The following is a 14,569-nucleotide window of genomic DNA, read 5'->3' as shown; positions in this document are numbered from 1 at the left end:
TGTCGTGGCCGGTTGGCCCGGGGACGATGAGGTGGGGTAAGCATGAACGCGCCGTACGACGGTGACCGCGGCCAGGGCGCGGCCGACTCGGGGTATCCCGACGGCCCGCTGCCCGGGCCGGGCCAGGTGCCGCCGCAGCCTCCCGCGGACATGTACCTCCAGGACGCCTACGACCAGGACCCCTACCGCGCGCGTGATCTCTCCGCCCAGGATCCGGTGGCCGAGGCGCTCTACGACCGTGCCGCACACCCCCCGCCCGCTCCCGGCACCTATCAGCCGCAGCAGCCTCTCTACGCGCAGCCGTCGTCACCGCAGTACGCGCCCGACCCGCGCGTGTGGGCCCAGACACCGGCTCCCGAGCCCGAAGGACCGACCCGGCATCTGCCGTACGGCGACGATGCCCGTACGACGCAGTTCGTCGGCGTGGACGACCTGGTGACCCAGGCCGGCGAGGAGCGCCACGAGCCGGACGCGTTCGCGCATCTCTTCCGCGACCAGCAGCAGAGCGGCCCCACGCCCGTGGGCCAGCCTTCCGTGCCCGGGCCGGCCCCCGCCCCTTCGCCCGGCCCTGGCCGTCCTGCGTACCAGAAACCCGCTCCTGCGCCCACGCCCGCATCCACACCGGCGCCTGCGCCGAAGAAGGGCGGGCGGGCGTCGGGCCTGCTGAAGTCGAGCGCCGTGATGGCGGCGGGCACCATGGTGTCGCGCCTCACCGGGTTCATCCGGTCGGCGATGATCGTCTCTGCTCTGGGTCTCGCCCTGCTGGGCGACGCCTTCCAGGTGGCTTATCAGCTGCCGACGATGATCTACATCCTGACCGTCGGTGGCGGCCTCAACTCCGTCTTCGTTCCGCAGCTCGTGCGCGCCATGAAGGACGACGACGATGGCGGCGAGGCCTACGCCAACCGCCTGCTGACCCTCGTCATGGTGGTCCTCGGGCTTCTCACGGCACTCGCGATGTTCGCTGCTCCGCTCCTGGTCCGAGCCCTGTCGGTGGGGGTCGCCGACAACGCCGCCGCCAACGAGACGGCGGTCACCTTCACCCGTTACTTCCTCCCCTCCATCTTCTTCATGGGTGTCCACGTGGTGATGGGGCAGATCCTCAACGCACGCGGCCGGTTCGGCGCCATGATGTGGACCCCGGTCCTCAACAACGTGGTCATCATCGTCACCCTCGGCGCATTCCTCTGGGTCTACGGCAGCGCCGCCGACTCCCACATGAACGTGGACAACATCCCTGCCGAGGGAGTGCGGCTCCTGGGCGTCGGCATTCTGCTCGGGCTCGTGGTCCAGGCTCTCGCGATGATCCCGTACCTGCGGGAGACCGGGTTCCGGCTGCGGCTTCGCTTCGACTGGAAGGGCCACGGCCTCGGCAAGGCCGCGATGCTGGCCAAGTGGACGATCTTGTTCGTCCTGGCCAACCAGGCGGGCGCGCTCGTGGTCACCCAGCTGGCCACGGCAGCAGGCATCGGCTCCCCCTCAAAGGGCACAGGATTCGCCTCGTACGCCAACGCCCAGCTCATCTGGGGCCTGCCCCAGGCCATCATCACCGTCTCGCTCATGGCCGCCCTCCTGCCGCGCATCTCCCGCTCGGCCGCCGAGGACGACACGGGCGCCGTCCGGGACGACATCTCGCAGGGCCTGCGCACCACCGCGGTCGCCATCGTGCCGATCGCCTTCGGCTTCCTCGCCCTCGGCATCCCGATGTGCACGCTGATCTTCGGCTCCTCCGGCACCGGCGCGGCCACCAACATGGGCTTCATGCTGATGGCCTTCGGGCTCGGCCTGATCCCCTACTCCGTGCAGTACGTGGTCCTGCGCGCCTTCTACGCGTACGAGGACACCCGGACCCCGTTCTACAACACGGTCATCGTGGCAGCCGTCAACGCGAGCGCCTCCGCGGTCTGCTTCTTCGTGATCCCGGCGCGCTGGGCCGTGGTCGGTATGGCGGCCTCGTACGGTCTGGCCTACATGATCGGTGTCGGTATCGCCTGGCGCCGGCTCAAGAAGCGGCTGGGTGGCGATCTGGACGGATCCAGGGTCATGCGGACGTACGCGCGGCTGTCCATCGCCTCGCTGCCCGCGGCGCTGCTCAGCGGAGCCGCCTGCTACGGCATCAGCCGGACCCTGGGACAGGGCGTCGGCGGCTCGATGCTCGCGCTCGCAGGGGGAGGAATCGTCTTGCTCGGCGTGTTCTACGTGGCCGCGCGACGCATGCGCATCGAAGAGCTCAACTCGATGGTCGGCATGGTCCGCGGACGGCTGGGGCGCTGAGGTCGGGGTACGCGCACAACCATCGTCCGCCGCCGCGTGTCGCTCATAGCGGCGGACTGTGGGCACAATTGGCTTTGGCGTGTCAGAGCGCTCAACGGATGGGGAGGCAGGAACGACGGTGGCGGAACGGAGCACGGCTGCCGTCGACGTGGCAGACAACAGCGGCGACGAGCCGCTGACCGCACAAGCGGACCAGTCCACGGCCGACGGGGAGGCCCAGAACCGGGAGCGGGACACGGAGAGCTCGGCGAGCGAAGAGGCACAGGGACACGGCGATACCGGCAACCCTTCGCAGACGACACCGCCCGAATTGCACAGCGGCCACAAACTCGCCAGACGATACCGCCTGGAGGAGTGCGTCACCCGTCTGGACGGTTTCAGCAGTTGGCGTGCCGTGGACGAGAAACTGCGTCGCGCCGTCGGCGTGCACGTACTGCCCGCCGACCACGCGCGCGCCCGCTCCGTGCTGGCGGCGGCCCGGTCCTCGGCGTTGCTCGGGGACCCCCGCTTCGTCCAGGTCCTCGACGCCGTCGAGGAGAACGACCTCGTCTACGTGGTGCACGAATGGCTGCCCGACGCCACGGAGTTGACGGCGCTGCTGGCTTCCGGGCCGCTGGAGCCGCACGACGCGTACCAGATGGTCACGCAGGTCTCGCACGCCATGGCCGCCGCACACCGCGAGGGCCTCGCACACCTGCGGCTCAATCCGAGCGCCGTGCTGCGTTCCGCCTCCGGGCAGTGGCGCATCCGCGGTCTCGCGGTGAACGCCGCGCTGCGCGGCATCAGCTCGGACACCCCGCAGCGGACGGACACGGAGGCGATCGGCGCGCTGCTGTACGCCGCCCTCACCCAGCGCTGGCCGTACGAGAACGACGCGCACGGCCTCTCCGGGCTCCCCAAGGGTGTCGGGCTCATCGCGCCCGACCAGGTCCGTGCGGGCGTCCACAGGGGGCTGTCGGAGCTTTCCATGCGCGCCCTCGTCAACGACGGCGCCACCGCCTCCCGCCACGAGGCTCCGTGCACGACGCCGGAGGAACTGGTGAAGGCGGTCGGGGAGATGCCGCGCATCCGCCCGCCGGAGCCCGCGTTCACCGCGCCGCCCGACTACCAGCACACGACGTACCAGCAGGGGACCTACGGCCGGCAGGCACCGCACCCGGGTCTCACCCAGCCGATCCAGACCCCGCCGCCTCCGTTGCAGAGCCGAACCGGCAAGGTTCTGAAGTGGGCCGTCTCGGCGCTGCTGATCGCCGCGCTCGGTCTCGGCAGCTGGCAGCTGGCCGACACCCTCATGAACAGCAGGGGCCAGTCCGGCGAACCGGACACCAGCCAGTCGACCGACGGCAACGACAAGGGCACCGACAAGGCCAAGCCCGTCACCACGCTCGGCATCAAGGGCGCCGCGGAGTACTACCCGGACGGCAAGCCGCAGCACGCAGGCGACGCGAGGCTGACGTACGACAACAGCTCGTCGACGTACTGGCGGACGTACTCCTACAACGACGGTCCTACCCTGGCGCCGTTCAAGCAGGGTGTCGGCATCGTCTACGACCTGGGCTCGGTCAAGGAGGTGTCAGCCGCCTCGATAGGGCTTTACTACACCGGCGACCACACGACGGCCACGCTGTACGCGGCCGACTCCCTGTCGTCGTCCGCCCCCCTCAGCTCCATGACGAAGATCGCCACGAACAGGACGAGCGGCACGGACCTGAAGATCTCCGCCAAGAAGGCGGTGAAGACCCGGTACGTTCTCGTCTGGCTCACGGACGTGCCCTACGCGAACCGTGACCAGTTCAGTGGTTCCGGTTACAAGCAGGCGATCACCGACGTGAAGTTCATGGGCTGAGAGCTCACCGGTGGAGGGGGGTCCGATGGCGCACAGCGCTGATCACAGCGACGTAAGCGATCAGGATCTCCTGGCCCGGCATGTGGCGGGCGACCCCGATGCCTTCGGTGAGCTCGTACGACGGCACCGGGACCGGTTGTGGGCGGTGGCCCTGCGGACGCTGGGCGACCGCGAGGAGGCCGCCGACGCCGTCCAGGACGCGCTGGTGTCCGCCTATCGGGCCGCCCATACCTTTCGGGGCCAGGCCGCCGTCACGACGTGGCTGCACCGCATCACGGTGAACGCCTGCCTGGACCGGGCCCGCAAGGCCGCCTCGCGCAAGACGTCGCCCGTCGACGACACCGAGCGCCTGGAGCAGCTCCTGGAGCCGCACGAGTCCGCTTCCGCTCCGGCCGAGCGCAATGATCTGCACCGTCAGCTACTGGAAGCCCTCGGCACCCTGCCGAAGGATCAGCGGGCGGCGCTCGTCCTGGTGGACATGCAGGGCTATCCGGTCGCCGAGGCCGCACGCATTCTCGACGTGCCGACCGGCACGGTGAAGAGCCGCTGTGCCCGAGGCAGAGCCAGACTCCTGCCGCTGCTGACCCATCTACGTGCGGATGCCGAGGGCGGCGGCAGAAAGTCGGACCGCGGAAGGAACCGGACGCAGGGGACATCCGTCCCACCCGCAGCGGGACCACATGATGCAGGACCAAGCGATTCAGCTGCTGTGAAGGGCGGAGGTGGGCGAGCGTGACATCCACGACCGACACGGCCGGACACCCCGACGTCGCGGAGATCTCCGACCTCAGCGAAGGTCTGCTCCCCGCGTCACGGACGACTCACCTACGGCAGCATCTGGACGAGTGCTCCCTCTGCGCCGATGTCTATGACTCGCTCGAGGAGATCCGTGGTCTCCTCGGCACCCTGCCGGGCCCTCCCCGTATGCCTGACGACGTGGCAGGGAGGATCGACGCGGCCCTGGCCGCCGAGGCCCTTCTGAACGCCGGGGCCCAGAGGCAGGAGGCCACCGCGGAGCCTGCCTCCGCTGGCGTCTCCCGCACGGGACGGGAAGAGGACACCACGCATGTTTCACGTGAAACATCGCCGACGGTGGATCGACCTGCCGGTCATCCACGCGCGTCCACCGGCCCCGGACGCACCGGTAAGAGGCGCCCCAAGCGTCGTACGACTGTCATCGGTGCCGTCTTCGCGATCGTGGCCCTGGGCTTCGGGGCAGTCCTCGTCCAGTCGGGCGGTAAGAGCGATGGTCCCGGGCCGGAGACTGCGACAGCGGCCTCTACGACCTTCTCCGGCGTGAAGCTGGAGAAGCGGGTCCAGGCGCTCCTGGGCGAGAACAACAGCAACGGGACCAAGCGCTCGCCCAGCAAGGAGTCCTTCGGGACCGCGACGGCGCCCGACAAGAACAGGAACACGGTCCTCAAGGCCGAGGTCCCCGGCTGTATCGCCAAGGGCATCGGCGACGTCACTGGTGCGATCGCTTCCGAGCCCGGTACCTACCGGGGAGCGGACGCCTATCTCGTGCTGCTGCCCGACGGTGCCGACGACTCACGCGTCACCGCGTATGTCGTCGACGCCTCCTGTGTGGGCAGGGCCACGGAATCCTCCGGTGACGTTCTCTTGAAGCAGTCCTACCCTCGCTCCTGAGGGCTGCCTCGCTCGTTGTGTCTGTCCGGGCTCCCCGGGCGGTGCGCTGTCTCCGTGTGCCCGGACACAGTGGGAATGCGCGCCCCTTAGGATCCGTTGGGTGGGGTGAGAGTTCCGAGAGCAGCTCCCACCGGCAGGTACGCAGCAGTCTCCAGAGACGAGGAATCAAGCCGTGAGCGACGTCCGTAACGTGATCATCATCGGCTCCGGGCCCGCCGGCTACACGGCGGCGCTCTACACCGCGCGCGCGTCGCTGAGGCCGCTGGTGTTCGAGGGCGCCGTCACCGCAGGCGGCGCGCTGATGAACACCACCGAGGTGGAGAACTTCCCCGGCTTCCGGGACGGCATCATGGGTCCCGACCTCATGGACAACATGCGTGGCCAGGCCGAACGATTCGGTGCCGAGCTCATTCCGGACGACATCGTCGCCGTGGACCTCAGCGGCGAGATCAAGACCGTCACGGACACGGGCGGCACCGTGCACCGCGCCAAGGCCGTCATCGTCACCACGGGCTCCCAGCACCGCAAGCTCGGGCTGCCCAACGAGGACGCGCTCTCCGGCCGCGGTGTCTCCTGGTGTGCCACCTGTGACGGGTTCTTCTTCAAGGACCAGGACATCGCCGTGATCGGCGGCGGGGACACGGCGATGGAAGAGGCCACCTTCCTCTCCCGGTTCGCCAAGTCCGTGACCGTCGTGCACCGCCGGGACACGCTGCGCGCCTCCAAGGCGATGCAGGATCGCGCGATCGCCGACCCGAAGATCTCCTTCGTGTGGGACAGCGAGGTCGCCGAGATCCAGGGCGACCAGAAGCTCGCCGGACTGAAGCTGCGCAACCTCAAGACGGGCGAGACGTCCGAGCTGCCGGTGACGGGCCTATTCATCGCGATCGGCCACGACCCGCGCACGGAACTCTTCAAGGGTCAGCTCGATCTGGACGACGAGGGCTATCTGAAGGTGGCCTCCCCGTCGACCCGGACGAACCTGACCGGCGTCTTCGGCGCTGGTGACGTCGTGGACCACACGTACCGTCAGGCGATCACCGCGGCCGGCACCGGCTGTGCCGCGGCCCTGGACGCCGAGCGGTACCTCGCTGCTCTCGCCGATGGCGACCAGACCGCCGAGCCCGAGAAGACCACTGTCTGACCCCCGTCCGCCCCACCGCACCAACCAGTTAGGAGCCCTCAGTGGCCGGCACTCTGAAGAACGTGACCGACGACTCCTTCGAGCAGGATGTCCTCAAGAACGACAAGCCCGTCCTGGTGGACTTCTGGGCCGCCTGGTGCGGCCCGTGCCGCCAGATCGCGCCCTCCCTCGAAGCGATCGCCCAGGAGTACGGCGACAAGATCGAGATCGTCAAGCTCAACATCGACGAGAACCCGGCCACGGCGGCCAAGTACGGCGTCATGTCCATCCCGACGCTGAACGTCTACCAGGCCGGTGAGGTCGCCAAGACGATCGTCGGTGCCAAGCCCAAGGCAGCGATCGTGCGCGATCTCGAGGACTTCATCGCCGAGTGATGTTTCACGTGAAACATGAAGAGGCCGACCCGAGCGGGTCGGCCTCTTCGTTTTACAACGGCCGCAACGCCGGCTCCTTCTGCACGGCACCGAGAAGTCGGTCCAGCGCCAACTCGACGTCCTCCTTCCAGGAGAGCGTCGTCCTCAGCTCCAACCGCAGGCGCGGATAAGTAGGGTGAGGGCGAACCGTCTTGAAGCCCACCGCCGTCAGGTGATCAGCCGGGAGGACGCAGGCGGGCTCCTTCCACCGGGCGTCCCCGAAGGCCTCGATCGCCTTGAAGCCCCGCCGCAGTAGATCCTTGGCGACCGTCTGCACCATCACACGACCGAGCCCCTGGCCCTGATAGCCCTGTGTAATGAAGGCGGTCATCAACTGAACCGCGTCCGGAGACACCGGACTTGTAGGGAACGCCAGAGCACGGGGCACATAGGCCGGAGGCGCGTACAGCACGAACCCCACCGGTACCTCGTCCACGTAGACGACCCGGCCGCACGACCCCCAGTCCAGTAGGACAGCGGAGATCCACGCCTCTTTCTCCAGAGCGGGAGTGCCTGCTCTTACCGCGGCCTCGCCGCTGACTGGGTCGAGTTCCCAGAAGACACACGAGCGACAGCGCTTGGGGATGTCCTGAAGGTTGTCCAGCGTGAGCGGTACGAGCCGACGCCCCATAAAGGCTGTTCCTCGCTTCCTTCGCCCGCAGCGCCGCGAGCGGCTGTCAGAGCGCTCCGCTCCCGGAGCAGACTGCCGATGAATCCGCCGACCGCCCCCAGTCCCAGACCTGCCGTCACCAGTCCGGAACGGCTCACGGTTCGCATGGCTCCGCCTCTCCACAGAAGACCCGCCAGTCGATGCGCCCTACCCGAACGCATCGTATCCACGATGTGATTGCCTCGATACCGCCTCAAAGCAAAGAGCGGGCTGTGTCCGGTATACATCGGACACAGCCCGCTCAGGCGGTCGACGGGCCGAAGGCGGGCCCCTCCCTCAGGAGACTCAGACCTCCGTCTCCTCCGAGTCGTCGTCCAGCAGACTCCTCTGCAGTGCCAGCTTCTCGCCCGGGGCGAGCGTGCTCAGAATCCGCTCCAGATCCTCCGTGGAAGCGAACTCCACAGTGATCTTGCCCTTCTTCTGGCCAAGATCGATCTTCACCCGGGTCTCGAAACGATCCGAGAGGCGGGTCGCGAGTTCACCCAGCGCCGGAGAGGGCACCGAGCCGGCACGTGGGCCCTTGGACCGCGTGGAAGCCTTCGGGTGCGATCCCATGAGGGTGACGATCTCTTCCACGGCTCGCACCGAGAGTCCCTCGGCCACGATCCGGTGAGCCAGCTTGTCCTGCTCCTCCGAGTCCTCGACGGAGAGCAGTGCCCGAGCGTGCCCCGCGGAGAGAACACCGGCGGCCACCCGACGTTGGACCGCCGGCGAGAGCTTCAGCAGACGCAGCGTGTTGGAGACCTGCGGGCGGGACCGACCGATACGGTCCGCCAGCTGATCGTGCGTGCAGTTGAAGTCCTTGAGCAACTGGTCGTAGGCGAACGCTTCTTCCAGCGGGTTCAGCTGGGCACGGTGGAGGTTCTCCAGAAGCGCGTCCAGCAGCAGCTTCTCGTCGTCCGTCGCTCGCACGATCGCCGGGATCGCTTCCAGCTGGGCCTCGTGGCAGGCACGCCAGCGCCGCTCACCCATGATCAGCTCGTAGCGAGCCGGACCCACCTGACGAACGACGATGGGCTGGAGCAGACCCACCTCTTTGATGGAGGTGACGAGTTCCTGAAGAAGGTCCTCGTCGAACACCTCGCGCGGCTGACGCGGGTTCGGGGTGATGGAGTCGAGAGGCAGCTCGGCGAAGTAGGCGCCGACGGGAGCGGCCGGCCGCTCCGCCGCACCGTTCGGAGACGCTTCCTCTGTTTCACGTGAAACAGGCGAGAGGGTGGCCACCTTCGAGGCTCCCACCCCACGCTCCGGGGTGAAGACAGATGGCACCGCCGATGGCGCGGTTGCGGATGCTCCCGCCGCGGGAGAATCCTTCTCTCCTGTCGCCGCCGCTGGGATCAGTGCGGCGAGACCACGGCCCAACCCCCTCCGTCGATCACTCACTGGACGCCCTCCACCACACTCGGATTGTTCTGAGCACCGATGTGGGCCTGCGTCGGGTCGTACCCCACGCCCACGCCCTTCAGTGCGATTTCTCGTGCCGCCTCAAGATAGGAGAGGGCACCGCTCGATCCTGGATCGTAGGTCAGCACCGTCTGCCCATAGCTCGGCGCCTCGGAGATGCGGACCGAGCGGGGAATGCTCGTCCGCAGCACCTCCTCGCCGAAGTGGGTGCGCACCTCGTCGGCGACCTGGGACGCCAGACGTGTCCGGCCGTCGTACATGGTGAGCAGGATGGTCGACACGTGAAGAATGGGGTTGAGGTGCCCCCGTACCAGGTCGACGTTGCGGAGCAGTTGACCGAGGCCCTCCAGCGCGTAGTACTCGCACTGGATCGGGATGAGTACCTCCTGGCCGGCGACCATGGCGTTCACCGTCAGCAGGCCGAGCGAGGGCGGGCAGTCGATGAGGATGTAGTCCAAGGGCTGCTCGTACGCCTGAATCGCTCGTTGCAGCCGGCTCTCTCGTGCCACGAGGGACACCAGCTCGATCTCCGCACCGGCGAGATCGATCGTGGCCGGAGCACAGAAGAGACCCTCTACGTCGGCAACGGGCTTGACGACTTCCGCCAGAGGCTTGCTGTCGATCAGCACGTCGTAGATGGAGGGCACCTCGGCGTGATGGTCGATCCCCAGCGCGGTGGATGCGTTGCCCTGAGGGTCGAGGTCGATCACCAGGACACGGGCGCCGTGCAGAGCCAGCGAAGCGGCGAGGTTGACCGTCGTCGTGGTCTTGCCCACCCCGCCCTTCTGGTTGGCGACGACCATGACTCTGGTCTGCTCGGGCCGGGGCAGACCTTCGCCGGCCCGGCCCAGAGCCTCTACCGCCAGCTGGGCAGCACGGCCGATGGGAGTGTCGTCCATCGGGGGCGGTGTTTCACGTGAAACATCGTCCCCCATCGACTCGGTACGGGGACCGGGGACCGGATCGGTCATCGGTCCCGCGATGTTGGCGTCGGACCGCAAGGATTCACTCTCCTCGACTTCAGGCTCGCAATGAACAGAGCCTCCCATGCCTTCGGGGTCGTGAACCAGTGAGGCCTGGTCTTCTGTGGAGAATTCCACCTCTGTGGAAAACTCCGTTACCTCTCCGAGTGACCCGAGAGGCTTCCGGTCGCGCGGTTCGGCCGCGGCGCGGCCACGGCTGATGATGCCGTGCAGCAATGAGCGACGTTTCACGTGAAACACGATGCCCAGCGTCACAGGCCACGCTGACGCGACACTCCGGAACACGGAGGTTTGGCACCTTGTGTGGAGTAGGGGCGCGTCGTCAGGACGGATCAGCGAAGGTCCGGGACCAGCACCTAGCGGCGTCGGCGGGCGCGACCCGTCCGGGCCGCCTTGGCCCTCTTCGCGGCAAAGCGCACGCCACCCGGGCTCTCCCCGACCTCGACCCGCACGACCGTGGACAGGGGGTCGACCACGCCCTCGCCGACATGAAGGACCGAGGTCTCCACCGCGCCGAGCTTACTGAGAGCCGAGGCCGCGCTCTTCAGCTCCTCCTCCGCGGTGTCTCCCTTGAGGGCGAGCATCTCTCCGTAGGGGCGCAGCAGAGGAATGCCCCAGGCGGCCAGTCGGTCCAGCGGGGCCACTGCGCGGGCCGTCACCACGTGGACGGGCTGCAGGGTCCCGAGGACCTCCTCGGCCCGGCCACGGACGACGGTCACATGATCGAGACCCAGGAGCTCGACGACTTCGGTCAGGAAGTTCGTGCGCCTCAGCAGCGGCTCCAGCAGCGTGATCTTCAGGTCCTGCCGGACGAGGGCCAGCGGAATACCGGGAAGGCCGGCGCCGGACCCGACATCGCACACCGTGACGCCCTCGGGGACGACCTCGGAGAGCACCGCACAGTTCAGCAGATGCCTCTCCCACAGGCGGGGCACCTCACGCGGGCCGATGAGCCCTCGCTGCACTCCCGCCTCGGCCAGCAGCTCGGCGTACCGGACCGCGTCCTCGTAGCGATCACCGAATACGTCGCGTGCCTGCTCGGGCGCAGGGGGGAGCTCCGCTGACTCCGTCACGGGGACCGTCCTTCCGTACAGCAAGGGCGCACTGGGCGCTGACATCAGAACAACAGGCTGACAAAGTTCGGCCCCGCCTGCGGGCAGACGGGGCCGGAGAAACTACGTACCGAATCAGGCGGGCAGCACGACGACGAAGCGCTGCGGCTCCTCGCCCTCGGACTCGCTGCGCAGGCCGGCCGACTTGACCGCGTCGTGCACGACCTTGCGCTCGAACGGCGTCATCGGCTTCAGCTTCACGGGCTCGCCGCTGCTCTTCGCCTCGGCGGCCGCCTTGGCACCCAGCTCGGAGAGCTCGGTGCGCTTCTGGGCGCGGTAACCCGCGATGTCCAGCATCAGACGGCTGCGGTCACCGGTCTCGCGGTGCACGGCCAGGCGCGTCAGCTCCTGGAGCGCCTCGAGCACCTCACCCTCACGGCCGACGAGCTTGTTCAGGTCGCGGCCACCGGAGTCGCTGATGATCGAGACAGAGGCACGGTCGGCCTCGACGTCCATGTCGATGTCGCCGTCGAGGTCTGCGATGTCCAGCAGACCTTCCAGGTAGTCCGCCGCGATCTCACCCTCCTGCTCCAGGCGGGTCAGGGTGTCGCCACCCTCGGAGGCGGTGGAGGTGGTGCCTTCCGTCACGGGAGGAACTCCTTCTTACTTCTTGGACGGGGACTTGGGGCGCTGCTGGCCCTTGCGCTGACCGGACTGGGCCTTGCTGCGGCCACCGTTGCCGGGCTTGGCCGCGGCCGCCGGCTTGGCGTCCTCCGGCTGGTCGGACTTGCTCAGCGACGTGGGCTCGTTCTTCGGCTCGTCGTCGTCGACGCTCCTCGCGCCGCCGGACTGACGCTGGGCCTTGCTCTGGCGCTTGGGCTGCTGACGCTTGGGCGTACCGGGGGTCGGTGTGCCGTCCTCGGCCGTGGCGACGGCGACCTCGCTCTTGATCACCGTGCCGTCGCTCTGGGCCGCGAGGCCCTCCTTGCCCAGGCCGGTGATGAACTTCCGCTCGTGCTCGTTGCGGTCGCGGCCCTTGACGACAATGGCCTTGACGATGGCCCGCTCGCGGCGGTTGCGGGTCTTGCCGTGCCGCGTGACGTGCTTGAAGAGACGCTCCAGATAGGCGGCCTGCGCCTTGGAACCCGGGGTCGGGTTGTTGTGGATGACGTACATCTGCTGGCCCATGGTCCACACGTTGGTGGTCAGCCAGTAGACGAGGACACCGACCGGGAAGTTGATGCCGAAGACCGCGAACATGACGGGGAAGACGTACATCAGCATCTTCTGCTGCTGCATGAACGGCGTCTTCACCGTGGTGTCGACGTTCTTCGTCATCAGCTGGCGCTGCGTGTAGAACTGCGACGCGGACATCAGGACGATCATGACCGCGGTGACGATACGGACCGTGGTCAGCGAGGCGTCGAGCGCGACGACGTCGGCGGTGCTGTCGGTGAACTTCGCCGCGAGCGGGGCTCCGAAGATGTGCGCCTTCTGCGCGCTCTCCAGCAGGCTCTGGTTGATGACACCGATGGTGTCGTTGTTCGCGATGCTGTTGAGCACGTGGTACAGGGCGAAGAAGAACGGGGACTGCGCCAGGATGGGAAGGCACGAGGAGAGCGGGTTGGTACCCGTCTCCTTATACAGCTTCATCATCTCTTCGGACTGGCGCTGCTTGTCGTTCTTGTAGCGCTCCTGGATCTTCTTCATCTCGGGCTGAAGCGTCTGCATCGCCCGGGTCGCCTTGATCTGCTTCACGAAGAGCGGGATCAGGCAGATACGGATGAGGATCACCAGGGACACGATGGACAGGCCCCAGGCCCATCCGGTGTCAGGGCCGAAGACGGCGCCGTACACCGTGTGGAACTGGACGATGACCCAGGAGACAGGTGTCGTGATGAAGCTGAAGAGGCTGGCAATCGTGTCCACTAATCATGCTCCTTGGGCATGGGACGGGCTCTCGGCGGCCGGGCTCGAAGGAACGTGCCCTTCGGTGGCCGGTTCGGCGGCGGAGGACCCGCCCTTGCGTGCGCGCCACGTGCCACGCACCATCTCGTGCCACCGTGGGCGCTTGCGCGGCGGGACATGGTCCACACCGCCGAGCGACCACGGATTGCACCGCAGGATGCGCCAGGCTGTGAGTGCCGTTCCCTTGATCGCACCGTGACGGTCGATGGCCGTGTAGCCGTAGTGGGAGCACGACGGGTAGTACTTGCACACCGGCCCGAGCAGCGGACTGATCGTCCACTGGTACAGCTTGATCAGTGCCAGCAGCGGGTACTTCATCGTGCGCCCCCTCCCAGCAGCCGCCCCAGGGCGGCGTCCAGGTCTTGGGCCAGTTGTACGTGGTCGGCGTCACCCGCTCCGGGCAGCGCTCGTACTACTACCAGGCTACCGGGGGGCAACAGGGCGACTCGATCGCGCATCAGATGGCGAAGCCTGCGCTTCACCTTGTTACGGACGACCGAGCCACCGACGGCTTTGCTCACGACGAAACCCGCACGCGTCGGGGGAGCGCTCTCCCCAGGCGCGTGCGGGTCCGTGGCACCGCTACGTAGGTGAACGACGAGGAGTGGGCGGCCTGCCCGGCGTCCTCGTCGTACCGCGGTCGCGAAGTCCTCGCGCCGCCTCAGCCGATGCTCGGTAGGCAGCACGACGTCATGACCTGATCAGGATCAGGCGGACAGGCTGGCGCGACCCTTGCTGCGACGGTTCGCGAGAATCGCGCGACCGGCACGGGTACGCATCCGCAGGCGGAAGCCGTGGGTCTTCGCGCGACGACGGTTGTTCGGCTGGAAGGTGCGCTTGCTCACTCGGGGGCTCCAGAAGAAATCGGTGTTTGGCGGGTGCCGTCCTGGCTGTCACCGTGCGCCCACGAGTAGCTCGTATAAACGCCCGAGTGCACCGCTGTCCGATCACCTGACGCGATCTGTGCCCATCGGAGGCAGGCGGCAGCAGCCATCGACAACTCGACCTGGTTACGGTACGCGCGGCTACGCCATCCGGTCAAACCGGAGGTCACAGCGAGACACTGTCCACAGGCTGGGGACAACAACTTGAACCGTACCCGTCGCCGTGACTACCGTGACTGAACTCCGATCCGTTCCTCTTCCCTTGGCTGCCGGGGCCCGACCCG

Annotated in this window: 15 protein-coding genes; 6 read left to right on the top strand and 9 right to left on the bottom strand. The window is 67.7% G+C overall.

Annotated elements, in window-relative coordinates:
• Positions 1-42: 42 nt before the first annotated feature.
• The 6 genes from murJ to trxA all read left to right on the top strand — a co-directional run bounded on the left by murJ (position 43) and on the right by trxA (position 7,285).
• Positions 43-2,274 (top strand): murein biosynthesis integral membrane protein MurJ, encoded by a 2,232-nt coding sequence (murJ, locus tag SCAB_RS21845; RefSeq protein ID WP_013002257.1) that lies wholly within the window; start codon positions 43-45, stop codon positions 2,272-2,274.
• A gap of 118 nt (positions 2,275-2,392) precedes the next feature.
• On the top strand, positions 2,393-4,120 hold the full coding sequence (locus SCAB_RS21840; protein WP_037726047.1) for a protein kinase family protein: 1,728 nt from the start codon (positions 2,393-2,395) through the stop codon (positions 4,118-4,120).
• A 25-nt stretch (positions 4,121-4,145) separates the two neighbouring features.
• The gene (gene sigM, locus SCAB_RS21835) at positions 4,146-4,856 is read left to right on the top strand and encodes an RNA polymerase sigma factor SigM (RefSeq protein ID WP_013002255.1); all 711 of its coding nucleotides are present in this window, start codon (positions 4,146-4,148) and stop codon (positions 4,854-4,856) included.
• Entirely contained in the window at positions 4,853-5,767 is a 915-nt protein-coding gene (locus SCAB_RS21830) for a hypothetical protein (protein ID WP_013002254.1), read from the top strand. The genes sigM and SCAB_RS21830 overlap by 4 nt, the downstream gene beginning before the upstream one ends.
• A 172-nt stretch (positions 5,768-5,939) precedes the next feature.
• The gene (gene trxB / locus SCAB_RS21825) at positions 5,940-6,911 is read left to right on the top strand and encodes a thioredoxin-disulfide reductase (protein WP_013002253.1); all 972 of its coding nucleotides are present in this window, start codon (positions 5,940-5,942) and stop codon (positions 6,909-6,911) included.
• Between the two features lie 41 nt (positions 6,912-6,952).
• Complete coding sequence (trxA, locus tag SCAB_RS21820; RefSeq protein ID WP_005482961.1) at positions 6,953-7,285, top strand: thioredoxin; 333 nt, start codon at positions 6,953-6,955, stop codon at positions 7,283-7,285.
• A 52-nt stretch (positions 7,286-7,337) separates the two neighbouring features.
• Here trxA and SCAB_RS21815 read toward each other — a convergent pair whose 3' ends face one another.
• From SCAB_RS21815 to rpmH, 9 genes are all read right to left on the bottom strand, one after another.
• On the bottom strand, positions 7,338-7,955 hold the full coding sequence (locus SCAB_RS21815; protein ID WP_013002252.1) for a GNAT family N-acetyltransferase: 618 nt from the start codon (positions 7,953-7,955) through the stop codon (positions 7,338-7,340).
• 324 nt (positions 7,956-8,279) lie between these two features.
• Positions 8,280-9,377, bottom strand: a complete 1,098-nt coding sequence (locus SCAB_RS21810) for a ParB/RepB/Spo0J family partition protein (RefSeq protein WP_041669467.1) — start codon at positions 9,375-9,377, stop codon at positions 8,280-8,282.
• The gene (locus tag SCAB_RS21805; RefSeq protein WP_078580166.1) at positions 9,374-10,447 is read right to left on the bottom strand and encodes a ParA family protein; all 1,074 of its coding nucleotides are present in this window, start codon (positions 10,445-10,447) and stop codon (positions 9,374-9,376) included. The genes SCAB_RS21810 and SCAB_RS21805 overlap by 4 nt, the downstream gene beginning before the upstream one ends.
• A gap of 290 nt (positions 10,448-10,737) precedes the next feature.
• Positions 10,738-11,454 carry a 16S rRNA (guanine(527)-N(7))-methyltransferase RsmG gene (gene rsmG, locus SCAB_RS21800; RefSeq protein WP_013002249.1) on the bottom strand — a complete coding sequence of 239 codons (717 nt, stop codon included), beginning with the start codon at positions 11,452-11,454 and terminating at the stop codon, positions 10,738-10,740.
• A 114-nt stretch (positions 11,455-11,568) separates the two neighbouring features.
• Entirely contained in the window at positions 11,569-12,081 is a 513-nt protein-coding gene (locus tag SCAB_RS21795; RefSeq protein WP_013002248.1) for a Jag family protein, read from the bottom strand.
• A 15-nt stretch (positions 12,082-12,096) separates the two neighbouring features.
• On the bottom strand, positions 12,097-13,362 hold the full coding sequence (gene yidC, locus SCAB_RS21790) for a membrane protein insertase YidC (RefSeq protein ID WP_013002247.1): 1,266 nt from the start codon (positions 13,360-13,362) through the stop codon (positions 12,097-12,099).
• 3 nt (positions 13,363-13,365) lie between these two features.
• On the bottom strand, positions 13,366-13,719 hold the full coding sequence (yidD, locus tag SCAB_RS21785; RefSeq protein ID WP_005482973.1) for a membrane protein insertion efficiency factor YidD: 354 nt from the start codon (positions 13,717-13,719) through the stop codon (positions 13,366-13,368).
• A complete protein-coding gene (gene rnpA, locus SCAB_RS45150) occupies positions 13,716-14,087 on the bottom strand; it encodes a ribonuclease P protein component (RefSeq protein ID WP_078531538.1) in 372 nt (123 codons plus the stop codon). Before rnpA ends, yidD begins: the two co-directional genes overlap by 4 nt.
• A 21-nt stretch (positions 14,088-14,108) precedes the next feature.
• Complete coding sequence (rpmH, locus tag SCAB_RS45145) at positions 14,109-14,246, bottom strand: 50S ribosomal protein L34 (RefSeq protein ID WP_005482975.1); 138 nt, start codon at positions 14,244-14,246, stop codon at positions 14,109-14,111.
• Positions 14,247-14,569: the final 323 nt, after the last annotated feature.

Origin of the sequence: Streptomyces scabiei 87.22 (assembly GCF_000091305.1) — a bacterium.
GTDB classification, from domain to species: domain Bacteria; phylum Actinomycetota; class Actinomycetes; order Streptomycetales; family Streptomycetaceae; genus Streptomyces; species Streptomyces scabiei.
The sequence above is the reverse complement of the archived record's forward strand: the minus strand, read 5'-3'. Positions and strand labels throughout refer to the sequence as shown.